14 protein-coding genes are annotated in these 12,642 nt (G+C 71.0%); 8 read left to right on the top strand and 6 right to left on the bottom strand.

The features are described from left to right. Window positions 1-46 precede the first annotated feature (46 nt). On the top strand, window positions 47-808 hold the full coding sequence (locus tag AB0L95_RS29285) for an endonuclease/exonuclease/phosphatase family protein (RefSeq protein WP_365166475.1): 762 nt from the start codon (window positions 47-49) through the stop codon (window positions 806-808). Window positions 809-829: 21 nt separating this feature from the next. Here AB0L95_RS29285 and AB0L95_RS29290 read toward each other — a convergent pair whose 3' ends face one another. Together AB0L95_RS29290 and AB0L95_RS29295 are read right to left on the bottom strand one after the other, a co-directional pair. Beyond that, a complete protein-coding gene (locus tag AB0L95_RS29290) occupies window positions 830-1,390 on the bottom strand; it encodes a hypothetical protein (protein ID WP_365166477.1) in 561 nt (186 codons plus the stop codon). Further along, entirely contained in the window at window positions 1,383-2,162 is a 780-nt protein-coding gene (locus AB0L95_RS29295; RefSeq protein ID WP_365166479.1) for an alpha/beta fold hydrolase, read from the bottom strand. Before AB0L95_RS29295 ends, AB0L95_RS29290 begins: the two co-directional genes overlap by 8 nt. 162 nt (window positions 2,163-2,324) lie before the next feature. Here AB0L95_RS29295 and AB0L95_RS29300 point away from each other — a divergent pair, with 162 nt between their 5' ends. The 4 genes from AB0L95_RS29300 (at window position 2,325) to AB0L95_RS29315 (ending at window position 6,385) form a co-directional block, all read left to right on the top strand. Then, complete coding sequence (locus tag AB0L95_RS29300) at window positions 2,325-3,128, top strand: lysophospholipid acyltransferase family protein (protein WP_365166558.1); 804 nt, start codon at window positions 2,325-2,327, stop codon at window positions 3,126-3,128. Between the two features lie 77 nt (window positions 3,129-3,205). Continuing rightward, complete coding sequence (locus tag AB0L95_RS29305) at window positions 3,206-4,441, top strand: DUF5931 domain-containing protein (RefSeq protein ID WP_365166482.1); 1,236 nt, start codon at window positions 3,206-3,208, stop codon at window positions 4,439-4,441. Next, window positions 4,438-5,139 (top strand): response regulator transcription factor, encoded by a 702-nt coding sequence (locus AB0L95_RS29310; RefSeq protein ID WP_365166484.1) that lies wholly within the window; start codon window positions 4,438-4,440, stop codon window positions 5,137-5,139. Before AB0L95_RS29305 ends, AB0L95_RS29310 begins: the two co-directional genes overlap by 4 nt. A gap of 217 nt (window positions 5,140-5,356) precedes the next feature. Further along, a complete protein-coding gene (locus tag AB0L95_RS29315; protein WP_365166486.1) occupies window positions 5,357-6,385 on the top strand; it encodes a 6-phosphofructokinase in 1,029 nt (342 codons plus the stop codon). A gap of 87 nt (window positions 6,386-6,472) precedes the next feature. On the opposite strand, the gene AB0L95_RS29320 is transcribed toward AB0L95_RS29315, so the two are convergent. Then, window positions 6,473-8,404, bottom strand: coding sequence for an anthranilate synthase family protein (locus AB0L95_RS29320; protein WP_365166489.1), 1,932 nt, complete (start codon window positions 8,402-8,404; stop codon window positions 6,473-6,475). Window positions 8,405-8,511: 107 nt separating this feature from the next. Then, a complete protein-coding gene (locus tag AB0L95_RS29325; protein WP_365166561.1) occupies window positions 8,512-8,568 on the bottom strand; it encodes a trp operon leader peptide in 57 nt (18 codons plus the stop codon). Window positions 8,569-8,664: 96 nt separating this feature from the next. On the opposite strand from AB0L95_RS29325, the gene AB0L95_RS29330 reads away from it, so the two are divergent. Both AB0L95_RS29330 and AB0L95_RS29335 read left to right on the top strand, forming a co-directional pair. Next, complete coding sequence (locus tag AB0L95_RS29330) at window positions 8,665-10,017, top strand: class II 3-deoxy-7-phosphoheptulonate synthase (protein WP_365166491.1); 1,353 nt, start codon at window positions 8,665-8,667, stop codon at window positions 10,015-10,017. Between the two features lie 148 nt (window positions 10,018-10,165). Then, a complete protein-coding gene (locus AB0L95_RS29335; protein WP_365166494.1) occupies window positions 10,166-10,417 on the top strand; it encodes a (2Fe-2S)-binding protein in 252 nt (83 codons plus the stop codon). Here the strand turns inward: AB0L95_RS29335 and bfr are convergent. Beyond that, complete coding sequence (bfr, locus tag AB0L95_RS29340) at window positions 10,414-10,893, bottom strand: bacterioferritin (RefSeq protein WP_365166497.1); 480 nt, start codon at window positions 10,891-10,893, stop codon at window positions 10,414-10,416. The two genes, AB0L95_RS29335 and bfr, sit on opposite strands and share 4 nt — an antisense overlap. Before the next feature lie 163 nt (window positions 10,894-11,056). Between bfr and AB0L95_RS29345 the strand changes: the two genes are divergently transcribed. Continuing rightward, window positions 11,057-11,689: a sulfite oxidase-like oxidoreductase gene (locus AB0L95_RS29345; protein WP_365166499.1), complete on the top strand. Its 633-nt coding sequence runs from the start codon at window positions 11,057-11,059 to the stop codon at window positions 11,687-11,689. A gap of 39 nt (window positions 11,690-11,728) precedes the next feature. Here AB0L95_RS29345 and AB0L95_RS29350 read toward each other — a convergent pair whose 3' ends face one another. Beyond that, window positions 11,729-12,628 (bottom strand): deoxyribonuclease IV, encoded by a 900-nt coding sequence (locus AB0L95_RS29350; RefSeq protein WP_365166501.1) that lies wholly within the window; start codon window positions 12,626-12,628, stop codon window positions 11,729-11,731. Window positions 12,629-12,642 lie beyond the last annotated feature (14 nt).

A 12,642-nucleotide genomic window follows, 5' to 3' on the forward strand; every position in this document is an offset into this window, starting at 1 on the left:
CGACGCCCCGCACCGCCGATCCGCACCCCGGCGTATCTTGATCGGCATGGCGACGACCCTCACGCTGCCCAACTCCTGCACCGAGCCCGACGGTTCGGCCGTCATCCGCGTCCTCGGCTACAACATCCGCTCGATGCGCGACGACACCGACGCGCTCGCCCGGGTGATCAGCGCCTGTGCGCCCGACCTGGTGCTCGTCCAGGAGGCGCCCCGTTTCTTCCGCTGGCGCAAGAAGCTCGCCCGGCTGGCGTCGGCCTCGAACCTCATGATCCTCTCGGGCGGCGCCACCGCCGCCGGACCGGCACTGCTGTGCTCGCTGCGCGCCACGGTCGAGCGCACCGAGGACGTGCTGCTGCCGCTCACCCCCGGACTGCACCGGCGGGGCCTCGCGACGGCGGTCGTACGGTTCGGCGGAGCCCGGCTCGGCGTCGTCAGCTGCCATCTGAGCCTGCAGAAGGACGAGCGGTACGCGCAGGGCGGCATGCTGCTCGACCGGCTCGCCCGCCTCGGCACCCCGCACGCGATCGTCGGCGGTGATCTCAACGAACGGCCGGACGGCCCCACCTTCGCGCGCCTGGCCGGCGAACTCCAGGACGGCTGGGCCACCGCCCCCTGGGGTGCCGAGCACACCTGGACACCGTCCGATCCCTACCAGCGCATCGACGCGATCTTCGCCACGAGCGGCGTCGAGGTCCTCGGCTGCGGCGTCCCCCTCGGCGGCCATCCGGGGGTGACGGAGAGCGACCTCAGGGCGGCCACGGACCACCTTCCGGTCCTGGCCGCCTTCAGAGTGCCCGCGTCGGCGTAGCCGCAGCACCGCCGGGGCCGGTCAGACCACCGCGCCCCGGCCCGGATCGTCGCCGTCCTCGTCGTCCGTCTTCATCCGCACCACGAGCGTCGCGCAGCCGCCCAGGAAACCGCCGACGCCGAGCGTGGTGAGCCACCACGTCATGTCCCAGCCGAACACCACCGCCAGCAGCAGCAGGACCGGGCCGCCGACCATCCCGAGCCAGGCGAACTTCGCCGTGGTGTCGGCCGTCGGGAGCGGCGGCGGCTCCGGGGGCACGAAATGCCCGTCGTCGCCCTCGTCGAAGTCGTCCTCCGAGGGCTCCGGCGCGGTGTGGTCGCGCGGACCGACGCCGGGTGCGAAGGAGATCGAGCTGCCCAGCGGCTTGGGCGGCTCGATCTTCGTCTCGTCGCCCTTGCCGCCGGCCGGCTCCGGGTCGGGCAGCGCCAGGTCCTCGATCGACCGGAACGGTCTGGCGCCCGGCGGGTCCGGCGGCTCCTCGCCGTATCCCGCGACGATCGCCGCCCAGGCGGCCTCCTCGTCGAGGGGCGCACCCTTCTCTTCCGGCTCGCGGTCCTCGCGGTCGGAGTCGTGCTCAGCCACCTGCGGCCGTCCCTTCCTTGCCGAGACTGGGCGCGAGCCGGCCGATGAACGCGAGGCTCTCCTCGAAGATCCGGTCCGCATCGTGGTCCAACGTCGCCACGTGGTAGCTCTGTTCCAGCAAGATCTCCTGTACGTCCGTGGAGGAGACCCGGCTGAGGATCCGCGCCGAGTCGGCGGGCGGAACCACATGGTCCTGGGGGCTGTGCAGAAGCAGCAGCGGCTGGATGACCTGTGGCAGCTCGCCGTCGACCACCCGGAAGAAGTTCCGCAGGGAGTGCGCGGCGTGCAGCGGCACCCGGTCGTACCCCAGCTCGGTGCTGCCCTCCTTGGCGATGTCGCTGGCGATGCCCTTCGTCGTCCGGACGAGATGGCGGGCCACCGGGAGGGCGTACGCGGACAGGCCGTGCACCTTGTTCGCCGGGTTGACGACCACGATGCCGCTGACCGTCTCCCCGTGCCGGGCGGCGAGCCGCAGGGCCAGGGCGCCGCCCATGGAGAGCCCGGCCACGAACACCTGCGTACAGCTCTCGCTCAGGGCACGCAGCGCGCGATCCACCTCCGCGTACCAGTCGTGCCAGCCGGTGAGCTGCATGTCCTCCCAGCGCGTGCCGTGCCCGGGCAGCAGCGGCAGCGACACGGTCAGGCCGCGCTCGGCGAGATACTCCGCCCAGGGGCGCAGCGACTGCGGGGAACCGGTGAAGCCGTGGCAGAGGAGGACGCCGATCTCCCCGCCCTCGTGGCGGTACGGCTCGGCTCCGGGGAGGACCGGCACGTCGGTCTCCTGTTCATGAAAAGGGGCTGGGCACGTCGATTGCAGGTACTTCACCGTACGCGACCGCACTGACACCGACCAGGGTCGTCGGGCTCTTTGACGGCGGACCGGGTTAAGGTCTGTTCGACAGACACAGGAGGCACTCGGTTGTTGTACGGCGCGATGAAGGTGTCCATCGGGGGGCCGCTGAAGCTTGCCTTCAGGCCCTGGGTGGAAGGCCTCGAGAATGTCCCCGCCGAGGGCCCCGCCATACTGGCGAGCAACCATCTGTCCTTCTCGGACTCGTTCTTCCTGCCCGCGGTCCTGGACCGCAAGGTCACGTTCATCGCGAAGGCCGAGTACTTCACCACGCCCGGAGTGAAGGGACGGCTGACCGCCGCCTTCTTCAAGGGTGTGGGCCAGCTCCCCGTCGACCGCTCCGGAGCACGCGGGGCGGGCGAGGCGGCCATCAAGAGCGGCATCGAGGTGCTGGAGCGCGGCGAGTTGTTCGGCATCTATCCGGAGGGCACCCGTTCGCCCGACGGCCGGCTCTACCGGGGCAAACCCGGCGGACTGGCCCGGGTGGCGCTCGCCACCGGGGCTCCCGTCATCCCCGTCGCCATGATCGACACCGAGAAGATCCAGCCTCCGGGGAAGGTCGTCCCCAAGCTGATGCGTCCGGGCATCCGGATCGGCAGGCCGCTCGACTTCAGCCGCTACCAGGGCATGGAACAGGACCGTTTCGTGCTGCGCGCGGTGACCGACGAGGTCATGTACGAGATCATGAAGCTCTCCGGCCAGGAGTACGTCGACATGTACGCGACCGCCGCCAAGCGGCAGATCGCGGAGGCGGCGAAGGCGGAGAAGCAGGCCCAGAAGGACGCCGCCCAGGCGCACAAGGACGGCCAGAAGGACGCGCAGAAGGACGCCGCGCAGGCGGCGACGGGCACGGAGAAGACACCCGGAAAGGAACAGGCGGGCGCGTAGGAGCCGGTACGCCCGGCGGGGAGGGGGCGGGAGCAGGACGTCTCCCGCGGGGCGAACGGCCCACAAGGGGGAGGGGCATGGCCGAGCGCGAGCGGGTCGTCAGGATGTCGGTCGAGCAGCCTCTGTGGCGTGCGCTCACGGCGTACCGGGTGCTCACGATGCTGTACGCGATCGGACTGTTCGCCACGGCCTACGGCAGATTCGCGCGGCCCTGGCTGGCGATCGCGTACTACGTCGTCCTCAGCGTCTGGACGCTGGCCACGCTGCCCAGGGTGGCGAACGCGGCGAGCTGCACCAAACGGTTCCTCGCCGTCGACCTCGCCATCGCGCTCACCGGCATCCTCCTCACACCCCTGGCCGACACGCATCAGCGGGTCGTCGCGGGCGGCCCGACCCTGCCGTCGATATGGACCGCCGGTTCCGTGCTCGCGTACGCCGTCAAGGGCGGCTGGCGCTGGGCGGCCCTCGCCTCCACCCTGGTCGCCGCGGCCAACCTGGTGGAACGCGGCGCCCCCGCCCGCGACACCGTCCACAACGTGGTGCTCGTATGGGTCGCCTCCATCGCGATCGGCTACGTCGTCGAGGTCGCCCGTGCCTCCGAGCGCACCCTCGCCCGCGCCCTGGAGATCGAGGCGGCGACCCGTGAGCGGGAGCGGCTGGCCCGGGACATCCACGACGGAGTGCTCCAGGTGCTCGCCATGGTGCAGCGGCGCGGCGCCGCCCTCGGCGGCGAGGCCGCGGAGCTGGGCCGGCTCGCGGGCGAGCAGGAGGTGGCGCTGCGCACCCTGGTCACCGGCGGCCTCGTGCCCCTCTCGCGGGTGTCGGAGGACGCGGCGCTCGGCGCGGTCGTCCGCGTGGTCGACGAGCCGGACACCGAGGACGGCCCGGTCGACCTGCGTCTGCTGCTCGCCCCGTACGCCGGCGCCCGGGTGACGCTCTCCGAGCCGGGCGCCCCGGTGCCGCTCGCCCCGGCCGCCGCGCGCGAGATCGCCGCCGCTGTCGGTGCCGCCCTGGACAATGTCCGCAGGCACGCGGGGCAGGAGGCGCGCGCCTGGATCCTGGTCGAGGACGAGCCGGACGGCATCGCGGTGACCGTGCGCGACGACGGGCCCGGCATCCCGGAGGGACGCCTCGCCCAGGCCGAGGGGGAGGGGCGGCTCGGGGTGGCCCAGTCGATCCGCGGCCGGCTGCGCGACCTCGGCGGCACGGCCGAGCTGATCTCGGTCCCGGGCCAGGGCACGGAAGTGGAACTGAAGATACCGAAGGACGCGGGGGCCCGGGGGGCCTCACAGGGGAGGGCTGGGACGCGATGACCGCCGACACCGCCGGCACCGGGGAGACACGGCAGGAACCGATCAGGGTCATGGTGGTGGACGACCACCCCATGTGGCGGGACGCCGTCGCCCGGGACCTGGGCGAGTCCGGCTTCGACGTGGTCGCCACCGCGGGCGACGGTGAGCAGGCGGTGCGCCGCGCCCTGGCCGCCGCCCCCGACGTCCTCGTCCTGGACCTCAACCTGCCCGCGAAGCCGGGCGTCCAGGTGTGCAAGGAACTCGTGGGCGCCGACCCGGCGTTGCGGGTCCTGGTGCTGTCGGCGAGCGGGGAGCACGCGGATGTGCTGGAGGCGGTGAAGTCGGGCGCCACGGGATATCTGCTGAAGTCCGCGTCCACACAGGAGCTGCTCGACGCGGTGCGCCGTACGGCGGCCGGGGACCCGGTGTTCACCCCGGGCCTCGCGGGCCTGGTCCTCGGCGAGTACCGCCGCCTCGCCGCCGAACCGGCCCTCGCCGCGGGCGCCGGGAAACCCGAGGCGCCGCGGCTGACCGACCGTGAGACCGAGGTGCTGCGGCTGGTGGCCAAGGGCCTGAGCTACAAGCAGATCGCCGAACGCCTGGTCATCTCGCACCGCACCGTGCAGAACCATGTGCAGAACACCCTCGGCAAGCTCCAACTGCACAACAGGGTGGAGCTGGTGCGATACGCGATCGAGCGAGGACTCGACGAGGACTGACGGGGCTGAAGGGGACCGACGGGTGTGGCCAGGCGTGCGAGGGGGAGTGAATCGCTCACACGTGCCTCCGCTGCCCACTTTCGAGTGAAGTCCGAATCATCCAGAGTGATCAACTTCCCGTACATTCACCGGAATTGACCTTTCGAGGCATGCCGGAGTGACGTGGGTCACCATTAGCGTGACCCGCATCAGGCAACCGCGGCGAAGGGACATTTCCATGCGGGTCGGAGTACTGACCGGAGGCGGCGACTGCCCCGGGCTCAACGCCGTCATCCGGGGCATCGTGCGCAAGGGCGTCCAGGAGTACGGCTACGACTTCGTCGGCTACCGGGACGGCTGGCGCGGTCCCCTCGAAGGCGACACCGTGCGGCTCGACATCCCCGCCGTGCGTGGCATCCTGCCCCGCGGCGGCACGATCCTCGGCTCCTCGCGCACCAATCCGCTCAAGCAGGAGAACGGCATCCGCCGTATCAAGGACAACCTCGCCAAGGACGAGGTCGACGCGCTTGTCGCGATCGGCGGCGAGGACACCCTCGGAGTCGCGGCACGCCTGGCCGACGAGTTCGGCGTCCAGGTCGTCGGCGTCCCCAAGACCATCGACAACGACCTGTCCGCCACGGACTACACCTTCGGCTTCGACACCGCCGTCAACATCGCGACCGAGGCGATCGACCGCCTGCACACGACGGCGGAGTCGCACATGCGGGTCCTGGTGGTGGAGGTGATGGGCCGCCACGCCGGCTGGATCGCGATCCACTCGGGACTGGCCGGCGGCGCGAACGCGATCCTCATCCCGGAGCAGCGCTTCGCCGTCGACCAGGTGTGCGCGTGGGTGACGTCGCGGTTCAAGGCCTCGTACGCCCCGATCGTGGTGGTGGCCGAGGGTGCGATGCCCAAGGACGGCGACATGGTGCTGAAGGACCAGTCGCTGGACTCGTTCGGGCATGTGCGTCTGTCGGGCGTCGGCGAGTGGCTCGCGAAGGAGATCGAGAAGCGCACGGGCAAGGAGGCCCGCACGACCGTGCTCGGCCATGTCCAGCGCGGCGGCACGCCCAGCGCCTTCGACCGCTGGCTCGCCACCCGCTTCGGCCTGCACGCCATCGAGGCCGTCCGCGACGGCGACTTCGGCAAGATGGTCGCCCTGCGCGCCACCGACATCGTGCGCGTCCCGCTCTCCGAGGCCACGGCCAAGCTGAAGACGGTCGACCTCAAGCTGTACGAAGAGGTCGGCGTGTTCTTCGGCTGACGGGCCCGCACCGGCCCGGACCCTCACCTCATGGGGGTGCCGTCCGCACGGGCACCCCCAGCCCGACGTCCCCTCCTCCACCCGGCTCTACCGGACCGGTCGCCCCTCGGACAGCGTGCCGGCGCCGCACAGCCGGCCGGCCAGCTCCCGGACGATGCCGATGCCGTGCAGCGTCAGCACCGACTCCGGGTGGAACTGCACCCCGGCGAAACCGGGCCCGCGCAGTGCGTGCACCTCCCCGCTCCCCCCGCGGCTGACCTCGACCCCGTGCGCCGCCAGCTCCGTGGCCGCCTCGTCGTCGCAGCGCGCCACGAAGCTGTTGTAGAAGCCGACGGTCTCCCGCCGCCCGAACAGGTCGATCTCCGTCTGCGCGCCCTGGTACGGCACCTCCTTGCGGACGATCTCCAGGCCCAGTTCGGCCGCGAGCAGCTCATGACCCAGGCAGACACCCAGCACCCCGTGCCCGTGCGTCCGGACGACCTCCGCCGTCAGATGCCGCAGCAACCGCATCTTGGGGTCGGTCAGGTCCGACGGGTCGCCCGGGCCCGGCCCGAGCACCACCGGGCCCTCGTGCACGAGCACCGCCTCCCGCAGCCCCGGCTCGTCGTAGCGCCGCACGGTCACCTCCAGGCCCGACGACCGCAGAAGATGCGTGAGCATCGCGGTGAAGGTGTCCTCGCCGTCGACGACCAGGGCGTGCCCGGTCAGTTCGGCGGACGGTGTCTGCATCCGCAGCCAGAACGGCGAGAGCAGCGCCCGCCGCCCGTCCAGCGCCGCCCGCACCCGGGGGTCGTCGGCCAACCGGGGCCGCGCCCGCTCCTCGGCCGGCCGGGATGGCCCCACCCCCAGTGCCGCCAGCACCCCGGCCGCCTTGGCGTGCGTCTCCGCGACCTCGCTCGCGGGATCCGAGCCGCGCACCAGGGTGGCGCCGACCGGCACCCGCAGCCGTCCGTCCGCGTCGATGTCGGCGGTGCGGATGAGGATGGGGGAGTCCAGCGTCTGCGCGCCGCCCGCGTCCCGGCCGATGAGCGCCAGCGCCCCCGCGTAGTAGCCGCGTCCGCCGGCCTCGTGCCGCTCGATGACCCGGCAGGCGTTCTGCACGGGGGAGCCGGTGACGGTGGCCGCGAACATCGTCTCGCGCAGCACCTCGCGCACGTCCAGGGACGTCCGCCCGCGCAGCTCGTACTCGGTGTGCGCGAGATGCGCCATCTCCTTCAGCCGCGGCCCGACGACCATCCCGCCCCGGTCGCCGACCGTGCACATCATCTTCAGCTCCTCGTCGACCACCATCGACAGCTCCTCGATCTCCTTGCCGTCGGCGAGGAAGCCGAGCAGGTCCTCGGGGGTCGGTCCGCCGACCGGATAGCGGTAGGTGCCGCTGATGGGGTTCATCACGACGGTCCCTCCCGTCCGTCCCCCGCCGTCACCCGGGAGCGCGTCGTCCTCACCCGGCCCGCCCGACATCCGCACATGCACCTCGGGACTGGCCCCGACCAGGGTGCGGTCGCCGGTGTGCACCACGAAGGTCCAGTACGCGCCGCGCTCGCCGACCAGCAGTCGTCGGAACAGCGCGAGCGCGTCGGCCCGGCGGAACCCCGGGACGCGGCCCTCGTACGTCCGGCGGATCACGAAGTTGGCGCCCTCGCCCCGCCCGATCTCCTCGCGCAGCACCCGCCCGACGATCGCGGCGTACTCCTCGTCGGGGACGTCGAAGCCGCCGTCCTCGACCCGGACGTCGTGCCGTGGCAACTGCTCCAGGGCCCGTTCCAGGGGGAGGGCGCGGGACTCCTCGGGCGTCAGGGCCAGCAGAGGGGTGCCGTCGTCGCGGACGTCGAAGCCGCGCTCGCGGATCTGGCGGTACGGGATCAGGGCCAGTGCCTCGCCGGGGAGGTCGGCGAGGCGCGCGTACTCCTCGACCGGGCCGATCAGCACCTCCACGGTGTCGTGATCGTGCCCCGGGGTGCGGCGGCGGAGCAGGGCGAACGGGCGGGGATCGGTCAGCAGATCGGTCAGCTGCATGGTCCGGTTCCTTCTCGGTGATCGGTGCGGTGAGAGGGAACGGCCCGGTGCCGGAAACACGGAAGGCCGCCCCTCGGGCGGCCTTCGCGAAGTCGTGGGTACGCGCGTCAGTGGGCCGCCGGAGAAGCGGTCCACCACCAGCTCTGGGTCACGTGCGCGAACATGCGACGCACTGTACCCCACGTCCACAGCGTGTAGCGGGTGTCTCACTTTCTGGGCGTGCGGAGGGAGGCCCCATGCGACCCCGTAATGTTGAGGGCGTGACCGTGAACGCTAAGACCAGCGCCAGCCCTGGCAACACCTGGCGAGACCTGCCCGCGGCGCAGCAGCCCGAGTACCCCGACCCCGAGGCTCTGCGCAAGGTGATCGCGGACCTCGAGTCGTATCCGCCACTCGTCTTCGCGGGCGAGTGCGACCAGCTGCGCGCCCGGATGGGAGCCGTCGCCAAGGGCGAGGCGTTCCTCTTGCAGGGCGGCGACTGCGCGGAGGCCTTCGACGCGGTGTCCGCCGATCACATCCGCAACAAGCTCAAGACGCTGCTCCAGATGGGCGCCGTGCTCACGTACGCCGCCTCGGTCCCGGTCGTGAAGGTCGGCCGGATCGCCGGCCAGTACTCCAAGCCGCGCTCCAAGCCGACCGAGACCCGCGACGGGGTGACCCTGCCCGTCTACCGCGGCGACTCCGTCAACGGCTTCGCGTTCACCGAGGAGTCCCGGATCCCCGACCCGGAGCGCCTGAAGCGGATGTACCACACGTCCGCCTCGACGCTGAACCTCGTGCGCGCCTTCACCACGGGCGGCTACGCCGACCTGCGCCAGGTGCACGCCTGGAACCAGGACTTCGTGCGGTCGTCGCCGTCCGGGCAGCGCTACGAGCAGCTCGCGCGCGAGATCGACAACGCGCTGAACTTCATGCGTGCCTGCGGGACCGACCCGGAGGAGTTCAAGACCGTCGAGTTCTACTCCTCGCACGAGGGGCTGCTGCTCGACTACGAGTCGGCGTTGACCCGGACCGACTCGCGCACCGGGCAGCTGTACGACGTCTCCGGGCACATGGTGTGGATCGGTGAGCGCACCCGTCAGCTGGACGGCGCGCACATCGAGTTCGCGTCCCGGATCCGCAACCCGATCGGCATCAAGCTGGGTCCGACGACCACGGCCGAGGAGGCGCTGCAGTACATCGACCGCCTCGACCCCGACCGTGAGCCGGGCCGGCTGACCTTCATCGTGCGCATGGGCGCGGACAAGATCCGCGACCGGCTGCCCGAGCTGGTGGAGAAGGTCACGGCGTCCGGCGCGGTGGTGGCCTGGGTGACCGACCCGATGCACGGCAACACCTTCGAGGCGGCCTCCGGCCACAAGACCCGCCGCTTCGACGACGTGCTCGACGAGGTCAAGGGCTTCTTCGAGGTCCACAAGGAGCTGGGCACGCACCCGGGCGGCATCCATGTCGAGCTGACCGGTGACGACGTCACCGAGTGCGTGGGCGGCGGCGACGAGATCTTCGTCGACGATCTGCACCAGCGCTACGAGACGGCGTGCGACCCGCGGCTGAACCGCAGCCAGTCCCTGGACCTGGCGTTCCTCGTCGCGGAGATGTACCGGGACCAGTAGTCCGCGGACTGTTGCCGGCGTGGTGAGTGGGGCGCGGATCACATGCGATCCGCGCCCCGACCCGCTTTTACGGGCCAGGGGCGACAGGTAAGGTTAGGTTTGCCTCACCGAGCGATCGGGGTGGCAGGCCCAGCGACCCCGTCGGGAGGTGAACCGCGTGTACGTCTGCAGTTGCTTCGGCATCACCGAGCAGCAGGTCAAGGACCACGCGGCGAACGGTGCCTGCACTCCCCGGCAGATCGCGTCGGCCTGCAAGGCGGGCACGGACTGCGGATCGTGCGTACGACGGATCCAGGCGCTGCTGGGCCGGGGCGCGTGCCCCCGCCGTGAACTCGCAGCCCGGGGGCAGCCGGTCCTCACCGCTGTGGACGGTGCGGAGAGCCTGCGGGACGCCGCCTAGCTGTCCGGCTGCTCGATGAGCTGCGCGATGTACAGCGCCTCCCCGAGCTTGTCCACCAGCTCCAGCTGGGTGTCCAGATAGTCGATGTGGTGCTCCTCGTCCGCCAGGATCGACTCGAAGATGTTCGCGGACGTGATGTCGCCCTTCTCCCGCATGATCTTGATCCCGCGCTTGAGCCGGTCGATCGCCTCCACCTCGATCTGCCGGTCCGCCTCGAACATCTCGCGTACGGACTGTCCCACCCGTACATGGAACAGCCGCTGGTAGTTCGGTAGCCCCTCCAGGAAGAGAATGCGGTCGGTGAGCACCTCCGCGTGCTTCATCTCGTCGAACGACTCGCGCCGCGTGTACTTGGCGAGCTTGTACCAGCCGAAGTTCTCCTGCATCTTCGCGTGCAGGAAGTACTGGTTGATCGCCGTCAGCTCGGCGGTGAGCTGTTCGTTGAGAAATTCGATGACCTCGGGATCGCCCTGCATCGCCCGGGCTCCTTCCAAGCGGGGGACTGGCGGGTTGCGCCGCATGATTGCACCGGCACACAGGGGCGTCCAGTAAGTTCACGCTTAGTGCGAGTTGTCCGAATTGTCGGAAATGATGTCCGGCTGGTCGGATGCACCCTCTGCGGTCTGTCAGGATGGAGTCATGGGTCATCCGGTGGAGCGCGTGTCAGGAGAAGCGGTACGGTCCGAGCTTCCACCGGGACAGCGACTGCAGCGGGGCTGGCCGGTGACCCATTACGGCCCGGTACCCAAGTTCCGTCCCGAGCGCTGGGACTTCCGGGTCTTCGGTGCCACCGCGGACGGCGAGAAGCACTCCTGGAACCACGAGGAGTTCACGGCCCTGCCGTACGCGACCGTGGCGGCGGATCTGCACTGCGTCACCAAGTTCAGCATGCTCGGCGCCGAATGGGGCGGCATCCCGGCCCTCACCGTCCTCAAGATCGCCCCGCCCGCCTCCGCCGTCACCCATGTGATGGTCTGGGCGGAGTACGGGTACAGCGCGAACCTCCGGCTCGCCGACTTCGCCTCGGACCGCACGATCTTCGCCACCCACAAGGACGGTGAACTGCTCACCGCCGAGCACGGCTTTCCGTTGCGGCTGATCGTCCCCCACCTGTACGCCTGGAAGGGCCCCAAGTGGGTCCGCGGCATCGAGTACATGACCGCCGACCGGCGCGGCTTCTGGGAGGAGCGCGGGTACCACAACCTCGGCGACCCCTGGCGGGAACAGCGCTACTCCTACCAGGAGGAACCCGGGGACGGCCCCGAGCTCTGAGCCCGCCGCGACGACCGTGCGGGACCGGGTTCGGGGAGGTCAGCCCTCCCGCAGCTTCTTCAGGCGCTCCACGTCCGCCGCGTGGCCTTCCTTGCCGCCCGGTGTCTCGATGATCAGGGGGACGCCCGCGGTGGCCGGATGGGTCATCAGGGCGCGGAACGGGTCCTCGCCGATATGGCCGGAGCCGATGTTCGCGTGCCGGTCCCGGTGGGCGCCGACCCCCTCCATGGAGTCGTTGGCGTGGACCAGCTTCAGCCGCCCCTCGCCGACGGTGTCCACCAGCAGATCCAGCGTCTGATGCATACCGCTCGGCCCCGTCAGATCGTGCCCGGCCGCGAAGACATGGCAGGTGTCGAGGCACACCCCGAGCCGGGGATGCGCGTCCAGCGCCTCGAAGTACGCCCCGAAGTCCCAGGTGCGCGAGCACAGCGAGGCACCCTGGCCCGCGGTCGACTCCAGCAGGAGGTACGGGTCGTCGTCGTGCGTCAGCTCGTCCAGCAGGGGCAGCACCCGCTCGCGCACCTGCCGCAGGGCGACCGCCCGCTCCCGCCCGCCGGTGGCGCTCCCGGTGTGCACGACGACGCCCAGCGCCCCGATCTCACGGCCCCGGCGCAGCGAGTGCCGCAAGGATTCAACCGACCTCTCGACGGTCGCCTCGGTGTGCGAACCGAAGTTGATCAGATACGGCGCGTGCACGTACACCGGTATCGACCCGGCGGCGCACGCGGCCCGGAACGCCTCGTCCTGCCGCGGATTTCCGGCCGGGGTCGCCCAGCCCCGCGGGTTGGCGACGAAGACCTGCACGGTCTCGGCCCCGATGTCCCGCGCATAGGCCAGCCCGACGGAATGCAGACCTCCCGCCACGGGGACATGACTGCCGACGGGATTGCGGAGGGCGGCGGACGCGCCGAGGGCGCCGGGGGACTGCGGAGTGCTCACGCTCCCAGGGTGTC

The organism is Streptomyces sp. NPDC052036 (genome assembly GCF_040680495.1).
Classification (GTDB): Bacteria; Actinomycetota; Actinomycetes; order Streptomycetales; family Streptomycetaceae; genus Streptomyces.